At 34.1% G+C, this 13,586-nt stretch carries 11 protein-coding genes; 6 read left to right on the forward strand and 5 right to left on the reverse strand.

The window, feature by feature from the left end:
- Positions 1 to 188: 188 nt before the first annotated feature.
- From BR65_RS00800 to BR65_RS00825, 6 genes are all read left to right on the forward strand, one after another.
- On the forward strand, positions 189 to 1,229 hold the full coding sequence (locus tag BR65_RS00800) for an SRA domain-containing endonuclease (RefSeq protein ID WP_034536245.1): 1,041 nt from the start codon (positions 189 to 191) through the stop codon (positions 1,227 to 1,229).
- 114 nt (positions 1,230 to 1,343) lie between these two features.
- The gene (locus tag BR65_RS00805) at positions 1,344 to 2,009 is read left to right on the forward strand and encodes a hypothetical protein (protein ID WP_034536250.1); all 666 of its coding nucleotides are present in this window, start codon (positions 1,344 to 1,346) and stop codon (positions 2,007 to 2,009) included.
- Between the two features lie 80 nt (positions 2,010 to 2,089).
- The gene (locus tag BR65_RS00810; RefSeq protein WP_034536252.1) at positions 2,090 to 3,577 is read left to right on the forward strand and encodes a type I restriction-modification system subunit M; all 1,488 of its coding nucleotides are present in this window, start codon (positions 2,090 to 2,092) and stop codon (positions 3,575 to 3,577) included.
- 1 nt (position 3,578) lies between these two features.
- A complete protein-coding gene (locus BR65_RS13415) occupies positions 3,579 to 4,790 on the forward strand; it encodes a restriction endonuclease subunit S (protein WP_156098826.1) in 1,212 nt (403 codons plus the stop codon).
- 19 nt (positions 4,791 to 4,809) lie between these two features.
- Positions 4,810 to 7,737, forward strand: coding sequence for a type I restriction endonuclease subunit R (locus tag BR65_RS00820; protein WP_034536254.1), 2,928 nt, complete (start codon positions 4,810 to 4,812; stop codon positions 7,735 to 7,737).
- Between the two features lie 64 nt (positions 7,738 to 7,801).
- Positions 7,802 to 8,827: a DNA/RNA non-specific endonuclease gene (locus BR65_RS00825; RefSeq protein ID WP_034536256.1), complete on the forward strand. Its 1,026-nt coding sequence runs from the start codon at positions 7,802 to 7,804 to the stop codon at positions 8,825 to 8,827.
- Between the two features lie 129 nt (positions 8,828 to 8,956).
- Here the strand turns inward: BR65_RS00825 and BR65_RS00830 are convergent, their stop codons facing one another.
- The 5 genes from BR65_RS00830 to BR65_RS00850 all read right to left on the reverse strand — a co-directional run bounded on the left by BR65_RS00830 (position 8,957) and on the right by BR65_RS00850 (position 12,762).
- Positions 8,957 to 9,679: a M48 family metallopeptidase gene (locus BR65_RS00830; protein WP_034536258.1), complete on the reverse strand. Its 723-nt coding sequence runs from the start codon at positions 9,677 to 9,679 to the stop codon at positions 8,957 to 8,959.
- A gap of 42 nt (positions 9,680 to 9,721) precedes the next feature.
- Positions 9,722 to 10,318, reverse strand: coding sequence for a recombinase family protein (locus BR65_RS00835; protein ID WP_034536259.1), 597 nt, complete (start codon positions 10,316 to 10,318; stop codon positions 9,722 to 9,724).
- Positions 10,319 to 10,673: 355 nt separating this feature from the next.
- Positions 10,674 to 11,399, reverse strand: a complete 726-nt coding sequence (locus BR65_RS00840) for a Fic family protein (RefSeq protein ID WP_034536261.1) — start codon at positions 11,397 to 11,399, stop codon at positions 10,674 to 10,676.
- 100 nt (positions 11,400 to 11,499) lie between these two features.
- Positions 11,500 to 11,868 (reverse strand): hypothetical protein, encoded by a 369-nt coding sequence (locus BR65_RS00845; RefSeq protein ID WP_051932590.1) that lies wholly within the window; start codon positions 11,866 to 11,868, stop codon positions 11,500 to 11,502.
- A gap of 69 nt (positions 11,869 to 11,937) precedes the next feature.
- Complete coding sequence (locus BR65_RS00850; protein WP_034536262.1) at positions 11,938 to 12,762, reverse strand: ParA family protein; 825 nt, start codon at positions 12,760 to 12,762, stop codon at positions 11,938 to 11,940.
- Positions 12,763 to 13,586: the final 824 nt, after the last annotated feature.

Genomic DNA, 13,586 nt, shown 5'->3' on the forward strand with positions numbered 1-13,586 from the left:
GTTATACAAGAATAAATTGTAGGAAATAAAGAAGATCATTATTGAGCAATATATAAAATATAACGAGGTGTGAATTTCCACTGATAATTTTTGATAAAACACTGATAAATATTCGAGATCTTGTAGTAACTTATGTTTTTTCATGTTAAATTAGCTTTAGTAACTTAACCTGAAGGGATTTAAGGAATATGCTAACACAAAAAGAATTACAAGAAAATCTAAAAATATCTCAAGCAACTTATTACCGTTTTATTAAAGAAGGAATGCCCTTTATAGTAAATGGAAAAAAGAAATTATTTGATATTAAAGTAGTAACTGAGTGGATGGAAGAAAGAAATAATTCTAGTATTGGAGAACTACATGTAGGAGAAGTTTATTCAAATGCTAAAGTTGCTGAAGCATTTAAATGTTCTACGCAAGGTGGAATGCGAAGATCACATGCTAGTAACACATTAGTTTTATTCACAGACCACTCAAACGTAGAGAATGTATATGAGGACAAGTGGAGAAATAATATCTTGCACTATACAGGAATGGGATTAACTGGAGATCAAAAATTAGAAGGAACTCAAAATCAGACTTTAGCAGACTCTAACAGTACTAGTATTCGTGTGTATTTATTTGAAACTTTTATATCGACTGAACACACTTTTTCTGGAGAAGTTGTATTAATTTCTGATCCTTATCAAGTTGAAGAAAAAGACCAAGACGAAAATAAGCGTCGGGTATGGAAATTCCCTTTAAAAATAAAGAATGAAAGTAAAGCAATAGAAAAAAAACATTTGGATCTTATTCAACAAAAAAAACAACATAAATTATTAAAATTAAGTCCAGAAGAAATAGCGGAACGTGCAAAAAAGGCTTCTAAAATTAATAAAGAAGAGAAAACCAGTAAGACATCATCCGAAGGTACCAAAGAATACAAAGCAGAGCCATCTTCAAGGTCGGTGACTACGAAAGTATTTGATCGTGACCCAAATATTGCTGCTTATGTAAAGCAAATGGCTAATGGTAAATGTCAATTATGTGAGGAAAATGCTCCATTTAAAGATGAAAACGGAAAACCATATTTGGAATCGCATCATATTCACTGGCTATCTAATGGGGGATTAGACATTATTGAAAACAGTATTGCATTGTGTGCAAACTGTCACCGGAAAATGCATGTTATTGCAGCACATTCTGATGTAGAAAAACTAAAAAACAGGGTTTTACAGTACGTTATATAAGATAAAGCCAAATGGTTTAAAATGAGTACTGATAGTACGATGAATTATTGTTATCAAAGTTTCATCGTTTATATTTTTGTGAAAGTATAGTGTAAGTAAAAGGGGATAATTTATATGTCTGATAGTATTATACGTGTAAAGAATTCAAGTAATAATTTTATTGATCGCAATCTATTAGTCTCAAGTTATAAACGAAAAAAGAAAGGTGAAAAGCTTACAGATTTAGAAACAAGACGAAGACGTGAAATGACGCCGCTGGAATTAAAACGGGATCAACAGCGTAAAAAGTTAGCGAATCAAAGAAAGCAAGAGAAGCAAAGGCTTGAGAAAAATAAAATTGAGAAGAAAAAGAGAAATCAACAAAAAGAGCAACAAGCAAAAAAGATGAATGATTTAATCTTTTATAGTGATAAAGTAGCTAACGATATAGATAGTCAAAAGATATATCGAAAAAAGTTTTTAGATAAATACCCTGGTCATCCTAGTCAAAATTTTAAAAACTTTGCCAGTATGTATAATGCCATTGTCAATAAAAGAAAAATGACATTAATTGGGTCAGAATATGAAATTATTTTTTTATTGAAACATTTTAAAAAAACAAACAATGAATTACTTCTATTCCGTTTCATAAAAAAATTGTACAGATATGATAATGAATTTCAAAATACACTAACCAATTCTACTAAGGCCTGTTGTAATAAGTTCTTAAAACTGTATCAAAAAGAAGAATTATTTAATTTAAGTCTAAAAAAGAACAAGTTTCAACAAAAGCATAAATAGGTATATCTAAGGGATATAACAGTGTTAAACTAGCATTAGAAACAGTTCTACATAAAAAGATAAGTGGAGGAATAAAAAGCATGTCAAAACTTACCCAACAACAATTAGAATCTCACTTATGGGAATCAGCTAATATCTTACGTGGTTCTATCGATTCAAGTGATTATAAAAGCTATATTTTCGGTTTATTATTTTTAAAACGGATTAACGATGTATTTGAAGAACAACAAGAAGTGCTGTTTAAAAAATATGGAGAAAAAATTGGTTCACAATTAAAAGATGATCCAGACCAATACCAATTCTATATTCCTGGAAAAGCACGTTGGGACGAAGTGCGTAGTAAAGGACAAGATATTGGAACCGCAATAAACGTAGCTTTTGAAGCCTTGGAAAATGATAATGCTACATTAGAAGGCGTATTGACAACAATTGACTTCAACCGTGAAGTGTTAACCGATGATATCCTACAACAACTGTTGCAACACTTTTCTTTACTTAATTTACGAAACAGCAACTTATCTGAACCGGATATTTTAGGACGTGCATATGAGTACTTAATTAAAATGTTTGCTGATGACGCGGGTAAAAAAGGGGGAGAGTTCTACACTCCTACAAAAGTGGTAGAGTTACTGGTACGATTATTAAAACCTGAAGAAGGTATGCGTGTCTATGATCCTACTTGTGGATCAGGTGGAATGTTAATCCAATCCGTCGATTATGTGAAGAAACATGGTGGGAATCCACAGTCGATTTCTTTATTTGGACAAGAAAAGAACTTAAGCACGTGGGCTATTTCAAAAATGAATATGTTGCTACATGACCTTCCGGATCACCGGATTGAAAAAGGGGATACCATCCGTAATCCTAAATTGACTGAAGAAGGAGATATCATGCTCTTTGATCGTGTGATTGCGAATCCGCCATTTTCATTAAAAAATTGGGGACGTGAAGAAGCAGAAGCTGATGTATTTGGTCGTTTCCAATACGGTGTTCCACCAAAAAATGCTGGGGACTATGCTTTTGTTCAACACATGGTCGCTTCTTTAAACAGTAAAGGGATGGCTGGTGTGGTTATGCCGCATGGTGTGTTATTCCGTGGCGGAGCTGAAGGTAAAATTAGAGAGGGTTTGCTTGAAAATGACTTACTAGAAGCAGTGATCGGATTGCCATCGAATCTTTTCTACGGTACAGGAATTCCAGCAAGTATTTTGATTTTTAACCGTGATAAAAAAGAAGACAGCAAAGGGAAAGTCTTGATTATTGCAGCTGAAGAAGAATATCAAGAAGGCAAGAATCAAAACAACTTACGTGAAGAAGATGTAGCTAAAATTGTATCGGCATTTGAAACATATGAAGACATTGAAAAATATGCTCGCGTTGTTACCTTAGAAGAAATTAAAGAAAACAATTATAATTTAAATATTAGCCGTTATATTGATAAATCAGTTGAAGAAAAACAAATTGTTATTAATTCAGTGATTTCAGATATTCAAAACTTGGAAAACAAGCGTCAAGAAACAAAGAATAAATTAAATGGTTACTTGCAAGAGTTAGGGTTTGGTGATTAGAATGATGGAAGTAAAAAATGAATATAAAATGACTGAATTAGGAGAAATACCAAATGATTGGAAAGTTAGCCGCTTAGGGGAACTTGCAGACATCCACAGAGGCGCATCCCCTAGACCTATTAAAGATCCAATTTGGTTTTCAGAACACTCTTCTCACGGATGGGTTAGAATAGCTGATGTGACAAAATCTAGTAAATATTTATTTGAAACTAAACAATATCTTTCGAATGAAGGTATTTTAAAGAGTAGAACTGTCAAACCTGGAGATTTAATAATGAGTATCTGTGGGACGATTGGTCGGCCTATAATCATGGAAATGGACGCATGTATCCATGATGGTTTCGTCGCATTTGAAAATTTAAAAAAAGACATTGATACTGAGTATTTACGATATATATTAACAAGATTAACTAATTACTTTAAAGCACAAGGGCAGCCAGGAACACAGGTAAATTTAAATACGGCAATTGTTGAAAAAGCAACTATACCTATCCCTCCACTAAAAGAACAGCAAAAAATTGCCGAAATACTTTCTATAGTAGACGAACAAATTGAACAAACCGATCAATTGATTAAAAAAACAAAAGAACTGAAAAAAGGACTTATGCAGCAATTGCTAACAAAAGGTATTGGACATACAGAATTTAAGAAGTCCGAGCTAGGAGAAATACCAACTGAGTGGAAGATTTTTAAAGTTGAAGATATAGCCACAGTATCTACTGGTAATAAAGACACTAAAGACAAGAATGATGATGGAATATATCCATTCTTTGTTAGATCTCAAACTATTGAAAATATTAATAGTTATTCCTATGATGGAGAAGCTATTTTAACTGCTGGAGATGGTGTTGGAGTTGGTAAAGTTTTCCACTATATTAAAGGTAAATTCGATTTTCACCAAAGAGTTTACAAAATATCTGATTTTAAAAATATGGAAGGAAAATATTTATATTATTATTTTTCAAACAATTTTTATAATCAAGCAATGAAATATAACGCTAAAACTTCTGTAGATTCCGTTCGTAGAGATATGATAACTAAAATGGATATTCTTGTTCCAACTATTTCAGAACAGAAACAAATTACTTCTATTCTATCTTCCGTAGATAAAAACATCGAAGGATACGAAGAAGAAAAAGGAAAATACGAAGAATTAAAAAAAGGGTTAATGCAACAACTCTTAACAGGAAAAACGCGTGTGAAAGTAGATTAATTAAGGAGGTGAAGGTTCATTGGAGAGATATGAAGAAACGCAAGTAGAGATTCCTTTTATCGAACAATTAAAGACCTACGGTTACACTTATTTAACCTCAGCTGAGTTAGATCAAGAGCGCTCTTCACAAGCTGCTGTCTTATTAGAAAATCGTTTTCGAATGAGTGTGCAATGTTTAAACCCTTGGATAAATGAAACAAACTTAGAAAAAGTCGTTCGCCGATTTGCAACTCCACAAGCAGAAGACCTGTGGCATATGAACAAGCAAATTTTTGACTGGTTATTTGGTGAAGGCATTACGGTAGTCCAAGATTTAGGATCAGGGAATAAGAATCAATCTGTGAAGCTCTTTGATTATGAAACGATTGAAAATAATGACTTTATGGTGACCAATCAATTTTCTGTAACCAATGCACTAGGAACCGTTATTCCAGATATTCTTATTTTTGTAAATGGTTTACCATTGGTGATTATTGAATGTAAAAGTCCTAAGCTTGCGCCTGAAAAGCAACTCCCAGAAGCGCATCGTCAAATTGATCGCTATGTCCGAGAAAGTGAAAAACTATTTTGGTACAATCAAATCGTTATTTTAACGAGCCGTGATCGTGCAAAAACAGCGACGCTGTTCACACCTGCTAAGCATTACAGTGTCTGGAAAGATCCATATCCTCTTTCTTTAGAAGAAGTGGAATCTGATTACCCACAAGATATTTTAATTGCAGGAATGTTGAAAAAAGAAGTACTACTAGATTTAATGAGGAATTTTATTGTGTATGATGGGAAAGTAAAGAAATTAGCTCGTTACCAACAATATAGAGCCGTAAACAAAGCCATTGAACGAATTGAACAAAATAAAAAAGCTTCTCAACGTGGCGGTGTGGTTTGGCATACACAAGGTTCAGGTAAATCATTAACCATGGTCTTTCTATCTAAAAAATTACGCCGTATCCAACAATTGAAAAACCCGATGATCGTGATTGTGACGGACCGTACGGACTTAGACAATCAAATAACAGGTACATTCAGAGACTGTGGTTTTTCTGCTCCGCAACAAGCTCAATCCGTTGAGGATTTGAAGTTGCAATTGATAAAAGGCCAAGGCACAACCGTTATGACGTTAATTGAAAAATTCCAAACAAATGGAACGGATTCGTTTCCGCTTATTTCAGAAGATGAGAACATTATTGTGATGACGGATGAATCCCACCGTTCGCAATACAAAACATTTGCTATGAATATGCGTAAAGCTTTACCAAATGCGACGTTTATCGGTTTTACTGGAACACCGATCGACAAAAAAGAACGCTCTACCACAGGAACCTTTGGAGCATATATTGACAAATATACGATTGAACAAGCAGTAGCGGATGGCGCAACCGTTCCAATTTTTTATGAATCTCGTTTGCCTGATTTACAAGTACGTGGGGATTCTTTAGATGAATTATTCAACCGTTCATTCAGCGAATACGATGAAGACGCAAAAGAAAAAATCAAACAGAAGTATGTGACCAATGATTTGGTCTTAACGTCTCCTGAGCGAATGCGTGACGTGGCTTTAGATATTGTTAAGCACTTTGAAGAGAAAGTACTTGTTAATGGTTATAAAGCACAATTAGTAGCCGTTTCTCGTAAAGCTGCTGCAGCCTACAAAGAATTAATTGATTCATTTACAAATGGTGCATTTGAAACGGCTCTAATTGTTTCAAATGGACATAATGATGAAGAAGATTTAGCTAAACACCACAAGACAAAACAAGAAGAACGAGAGCTAATTGAACGTTTCAAGAAGCCTTTTAAAGAGGACAAATTAGCGATGCTGATTGTTTGTGATAAATTATTGACTGGGTTCGATGCACCAGTAGAACAAGTCATGTACTTAGATAAACCGTTAAAAGAACATAACCTCTTACAAGCTGTAGCACGTACGAATCGTCGGTATGATGACAATAAATCTTACGGATTGATTGTGGATTACTTTGGTGTTTCTCGCTTCTTAGATGAAGCTTTATCCGTATTCAGTTCCAACGATATTAAAGGAGCTTTACACTCGATAGATGAGGAAATTCCACGATTAGAACAGCGTCAGCGTCAAGTCATGCGGTACTTTGATGGATTGCAACCCCAACAGAGAGAAGAAGCTATCTTGCGTTTAAGTGACGAGAATACTCGGACGGATTTTGATCAATCTTATAAACGATTCGCTGAAAGTATGGACCGTGTCTTACCAAATCCGAAAGCAGAAAGATTCTTACCCACTCTAAAATGGACCGGAACCATCCGTCAATTAGCGCGTTCAAAGTATGCCCTAGATGATGCAATGGATATTTCAGAATGTGGGGAAAAAGTACGCCAAATTGTACAAGACTATATTCATTCGAATGGAATTATTGCACATGAACCTATTTCTATCTTAGACGCTTCATTTAAAGCAGACGTAGAAGCGAATACAAAACCAGAAACAAAAGCTGCTCAAATGGAACACGCGATAAAAAAAGAAATTTCTGTTAAATTGAGGGAAGATGAAGTCTTTTATACTTCGCTGAAAGACAAAGTTGAAGCACTAGTAGAAGAATACAAAAATCGACAGTTAACGATTGAAGAATTGTTAGAAGAATTGGAAAAAGTACGAGAAGAGTTAGTGAAGAAAGCTGCGGGAAAAACAGATTCCGGACTGACTTCTTTACAAGAACCTTATTACAATAAGCTTAGTGAAGTCATAGAAGAAGTAGATGAGGGTAAACTAAAAACCTTAGCGATTAGCTTACAAACATTCATTGAAGAATTTGTTGCTCCTATCGGTGACTGGACCAAAAAAGTTGACTTTAAGCGCCAATTAACGGCAGAAATCAAGATTAAACTGCTACAGAATAATATTGGTATGGAAGATGCAGCCATGTTAGCAGGTTACTTCATGAGTTTAGCAGAAATTCAATATGGAAATCAGTAAATAAAAAGCCGTGCAGTATTAATTAACCAGAGTTAAAGGATTTATAGATTGAAGGAGTGATGACGTGGAAAGTAAGAAGCAATGGCTTTTCTTATTGGTTTCTAGTTCCCTATTATTAGGAGCCTGCAGTGCCCCGACAGATGTAAGTGAAGCAACGGAAACTTCTTCACGTACAGAAACAATTTCGGAAAGTACTCAGACAGAACCAAAGAAGGAACTTGAAGAAAAAGATAGCTCAGAAGAAGCGATATCTTCTACTGCCTCTGATTATTCCGAAAAAGAATCAACAGATACAGTCATCCAGGCTGAAGAAATACAAACAGCTGATTCGGTAGATGGTTACAAGACGATCACTGTTGACGGAGGCGATATGTCTGGATACAGACAACCGAATGTGCGTGTAGATATCGGTTTTGAAGACCGTGAGTATTGGGGATTTACCAATGAGTATGGTCAACTTGTGCGTGTAATAGCAGATGAAATTATTCTTCAAAATGACACTACTGAACCTGTTACATCTGATGGAAGATATTATTCTGATGAAGCGAAAGTCCCCGGAGTTGAAAGTTCTACTTTGGACGAAGGGCACGTTATTGCGGACTCATTAGGTGGAGTTTCCAATGCCTATAATATCACTCCGCAGGACAGTGTAATGAACCGACATGGTGATCAAGCGTACATGGAACGGACCATTCGTGATGCAGGTGGTGCAACGGACTTTGAAGCCATCATTACTTATCCTGACACAGAAACGCATATTCCAAGCAAATACAAATATACTTATATCGTTCGTGGAAATCGTGTTGTTGACGAATTTGAGAATGTTAACCCTGATGAGTACAATGAAGAGCAAGGATTGACATCTAGCGAGCCAACTAGCTCTTCTGATTCAAAAGAAACAGTTTCATCTTCTGAACCAACCAGTGGAGGAACATCTAATGGTGATCTGTCCACTATTGATACGAACAACAATGGAATAGTAACCATCACAGAAGCAAAAGCAGCTGGGTTCTCTATGCCAATCATGAAAGGTCATTGGCTCTATGAATATATGCGTGATAACGACGGCGATGGAATGGTTGGAGAATAAAAGAGTATAGATTTATTTCTTTCTTGTATTTTTTTAGAAAGAAACTATTTTTATGTTGAATAAAACAGCTAGGGAGTTTAAAGGTATGACTGTTATCCAATTATTATGGGATAACAGTCATGCCTGTTTTTATATATAAAGTTTTCTTCCATTGATCCGAAGCCATTCTTTTTTGTCTTCATAGTTTGGGAGAATCATCTTGATGGTAGCCCAAAAATCAGTTGAATGATTCATGTTTTTTAAATGAGCTAGTTCATGAACTAGAATATAGTCGATTACTGATGTTGGAGCTAAAAATATACGCCAATTAAGCAATATTTTTCCATCAGGAGTACAGCTACCCCAGCGTTGTCTTTGTTCTTTGATTTGAATGTGTGTCGGATTTTCTCTTAGTTTTGTAGTAAAACGATTCAATCTATTTTGAGTAAACTTAGTCGCTTTGGCAATGACCCATTCTTTATATAAAGGATAAATCACTCGTCTGTATTCTGTTTCATTTAAAGAAATGGGGACAGTAGCGATGAACTTTCCTTGTTGAAATTTAAAGCTACTTTTTTGTATATGATCTTCTTTAACTACCTTTAAACGGTAAAGCCTACCAAGATAAGGTAATTTTTCTCCAGAGAAAAATTCTCGTTCTTGAATAAATGGATGAATCTCTTCGTATTCTTGAAGTTGTTTTCGGATCCACGGAGCTTTTTTCGTTAAAAGATCATTAATTTTTTCTTCAGGCGTCCCTTCAGGAGCGGTTACCGATACCTTATCTGACTGTACGGATATCCCTAAAGTTTTACGTTTGCTGCTCCAGCATAACTCATAGGGTATTTTTTCATTTCCAAACTGTATATACATAACAATCCTCCAAATCAACTAGAATAAAAAACTTATGTCGATTTATTTTGATTCAGTCGTTTCTATTAGTTTAGTTAAAATTTGTTTTGAGTCTCTCTCTTTTATCTTTCGGTATAATGATCCTTGAGAGATACCAGTGATTCGGATGATATCTTTAACCGAATAATGCCCTGAATCATATAAGCGTAAAGCATCTGTTACTTTTTGTTTATCCATTGTCGGTCTACCAAGCTTCACGCCACGTGCTTTAGCTGATGCTAAACCTTCATTCACTCGCTGTACCGTCAAATCACGTTCCAATTGAGCAATTACGGCCATCATCTGAAACATAGCTTGACCTGTTGGAGTAGAGGTATCTAAATTCTCTTTTAACGAAATAACTTCTACTCCTTGCTCTTTAAGTTCTTCAACCGTAGACAAAATATCCAGCGTTTTTCTACCTAAACGACTGATCGATTCAATAATAACTGTATCACCTGATCGAACGGTATTAAATAAGCTATCTAGTCCAGCGCGTTTTTTCTGTGTACCTGTGAATTTCTCTTGAATGAGTTTGTCATATCCAACTTTTTCTAATGCGTCTAATTGACGATAGAGTTCTTGTTTGTCTGTTGATACTCTGGCATAAGCAATCCGCATAATTCCACCTCTTTAAAAAATTCCTTCTATTATATATGTAAATACATTTATTGAATTCTTTTAATACTGTTCCCTTTTATATTATAGCATGAATGGAATTAAGTGTAATGGTATTTGGTAATGATTATGGGAACGTATTTTGGTAATGTTGAAAAAGTAGATTTTATAAGGATTTTTGGTGTTTTTATTTTTGTGCAAAAATCATTCCCAAAAACACTTGTATTTGGTAATCGGATTAATCACTTAGTTAGTCTCCTTTAAATACAACTACACACTAAAAAAATTGAAACGTTCTTAAAATGCTTCTGAGAGGCATTAAAAATCAAAGAAATTGAAGAATAAAAGCCTAAAAAGCTTATTCTTCAATTTCTTTGATTTTTTCTTGATCCATATTTTTAAATGCAGTCATTCTTTTACTTTCTTTTTCTAAAATATTTGTAGCAAAAGATAAGAAAGAATTTACGTCTTGAGTTGCTAAAATTTCAACATACTGTGCTTTTGTATCCTTTTCAATAATTACAGGAGGAAACCCCTCCTGTAATAAAGAATAGTTCATCATCATTCGACCAGTTCGGCCATTCCCATCTGAGAATGGATGAATCCGTTCAAACCGAATATGAGTATCCAAAATAGCCGTTAATTTAGCTTCACTATTTTTAGATATGCTTAAACGATAATTTAAATTATCAATTAATTGAGAGTCTAACAAGGGCGTTTCTGCTGGTGAAGCTGTTTGAAATTCAGCACCTAAAATCATATTTTCATTCTTTTTAAATTGACCTTTATCGTATTGCAAGCGATCTGTTAAATCAGCGTGTATCTCTTTAATAATTGTGATAGAAAGGGTCTCTTCATTTATTAAATGATTTATCATATGATCAAAAGCTTGCTTGTGATTCTCAATTTCATAAAATTCTCTAACTGTAGCGCCGGAACTAATTGGTAAAGTACCATTTACAATGATAGAAACGGTAGCAGGTAAAGAAATAGTATTCCCTTCAATTCCTGCCGAATGATGAGCTAATCGTACTAAAATATCTTCAAAGTAATCACTAGTTATGGATTTGAAAAATTTATTCATTTTAAGACCTCCTAACCTCTAAAAATATTTGTTAGAATATGTTAACTTTATCCAATTTTTAAACGATTTAATACGTCTACATGTAGACGCGTCTACAAATCTACTTTATAGATTTTCTTTGGTAAACCTCTTGCAAAGTCTTAATTTCTCTTCTCTCATCTTGAGTTAAAGAAGCTTCGTAATTGTCTAACAATATTTCTAATAATTCATTTACACTATTTAAACTAAATGAAGTAATAATTGCATTTAATCGATGTGAGGTATCTGCTGCACATCTAATAGTAGTCGTCTTTCCTTTTACACTTTTTTGAATAGGTTCTTTTCTTTGGTCAAATTTATCTTGCTGAGATTCATCGACTGTAAATAAGCTAGATCGGTTAAAAGCTTCTTTTGGTTTTACTTCTTCTTTTCGCTCAAGAAGGTTACGTTTACCTTTATTCTTATCTTTATTTAATAGACTGTCAGCCATAATAGTCCTCGTCCTTTCTTGTAAATATGAGTATTATTTTTTTAACACCTAAGATGATTTAATATTTCTTTAAGAATCAAACTCTTTTAAGCGATTGAGCATTTCTTCTGTAACTTTTTTATAAAGTGCCATTACTCTTTTATCATGTATATCATATTTACTGTCTAAATCGGAATCAACTATACCTACAATATCATAACGTTTCAATCGTTCCATATTTTTCACTAAGTTTTTAAAGAGATTTTCTTCTCCAAATTTTTCTTTTGCTGTAGCAAGAGTGGCTTCATCTACCTTAGAATTATTTTTTAATAATACTGGTAGAACACCTAGAATATCAAAATTTGCATCGTAGTTATCGACTAATTCTTGTAAATAACCAACATAAGCTTCAGCCCCTACTAAAGAACGTTCTTGAGTTTGTAACACAATAATTGTATAGTCTGATGCTAATAGTGCTGAATCTGTATAAGTGCTTAAAGTAGGTGGAACGTCTATCAAAATAAAATCATAATCATCTTTAATCTTTTCTATCAACCCTTTTAGAAAAGTTACCCTCTTTAACTGGCTATTTGGAAATTTCTTTTCTAAAAATAAAGGAAAAGATGTAAAATCAGCAAAGCTAGGAAGCAAATATAGATTGTCTTTTATTTCTATTATAATGTCAGCTAAATCCTCATCTGCTATAGCAGACATTAATGTCTTATCGAAAGTAACAATATCATTCGTTATTCTTTGTTTAGTATGTAAATACAAGGAAGTTGCATTTGCTTGAGGATCTAAATCAGCTAACAATGTCTTGTACCCTAATTTAGATAACATGTAAGCCATCATTGCACTATTAGTGGTCTTTCCTGTACCACCTTTAAAATTCCCATATGTTATTACCTTAGCCATATTATCCCTCTTTTCTGTGTTGTCTACAAATCTACATAATGTATTATACTGTTAATATACCATGCTATATCAAGATGTCAAACGTTATCAAAAAAACACGTCTACAAATCTACATGTAGACACATCTACAAATCTACAAATCTACAAGTAGACGTGTCTACAAATCTACAAATCTACAAGTAGACGTATCTACACTGATAAATGGCGATATATTAATGATTTGAAGAGACAAGTAGACGTATCTACAAATCTACAAATCTACAAGTAGACGTGTCTACAAATCTACAAATCTACAAGTAGACGTGTCTACTTGTAATGTAGGTTTTGCTTGAAAAATAAGGTTTTACAAAAAAAAAATAGTGTAGTAAATTTAGGTTAATTCAAAAATAACACTAAAATTAAATAGAAAAAAAGCCCCGTAGACGGCAATCTACGAGACAACTAAATTCATTATTTTGTATTGCTATTATACCAACTATTTAAACTGTTGGCAATTAGTATTGGCTTTTTTACCAACACAGGAGCCAAGCTGTGTGCGTGACAGCATTTAAGTAGACAGGTTAAGCATACGCCGCTGCAATAAGGAATGCTAGGAACAATCAAATAGGGTCGCTATATCCTCTATTGTTCTGAATGGTGACCACGACCGATTTGAACTGGTGGGGGCGGTAATCCAGGTCTGATTTAGACTGGTAGCTTAAAACAATACTCTTAGGGTGGATTTTAAGAGTGTTTTAAGCGTGTTGAGACAACAACACCGACGATATAGCATGTGAAACAGGCTCCGACTCGATCCGAGGCTAGAACATACATAATAGACACAT

The organism is Carnobacterium inhibens subsp. inhibens DSM 13024 (assembly GCF_000746825.1).
GTDB lineage: Bacteria > Bacillota > Bacilli > Lactobacillales > Carnobacteriaceae > Carnobacterium_B > Carnobacterium_B inhibens.

What these genes read in the sequence shown, in the direction of transcription:
- BR65_RS00800 (WP_034536245.1), top strand. Translation starts at nt 189, where the DNA reads ATGCTAACACAAAAAGAATTACAAGAAAATCTAAAAATATCTCAAGCA.
- BR65_RS00805 (WP_034536250.1), top strand. Translation starts at nt 1,344, where the DNA reads ATGTCTGATAGTATTATACGTGTAAAGAATTCAAGTAATAATTTTATT.
- BR65_RS00810 (WP_034536252.1), top strand. Translation starts at nt 2,090, where the DNA reads ATGTCAAAACTTACCCAACAACAATTAGAATCTCACTTATGGGAATCA.
- BR65_RS13415 (WP_156098826.1), top strand. Translation starts at nt 3,579, where the DNA reads ATGATGGAAGTAAAAAATGAATATAAAATGACTGAATTAGGAGAAATA.
- BR65_RS00830 (WP_034536258.1), bottom strand. Translation starts at nt 9,679, where the DNA reads ATGTATATACAGTTTGGAAATGAAAAAATACCCTATGAGTTATGCTGG.
- BR65_RS00835 (WP_034536259.1), bottom strand. Translation starts at nt 10,318, where the DNA reads ATGCGGATTGCTTATGCCAGAGTATCAACAGACAAACAAGAACTCTAT.
- BR65_RS00840 (WP_034536261.1), bottom strand. Translation starts at nt 11,399, where the DNA reads ATGAATAAATTTTTCAAATCCATAACTAGTGATTACTTTGAAGATATT.
- BR65_RS00845 (WP_051932590.1), bottom strand. Translation starts at nt 11,868, where the DNA reads ATGGCTGACAGTCTATTAAATAAAGATAAGAATAAAGGTAAACGTAAC.
- BR65_RS00850 (WP_034536262.1), bottom strand. Translation starts at nt 12,762, where the DNA reads ATGGCTAAGGTAATAACATATGGGAATTTTAAAGGTGGTACAGGAAAG.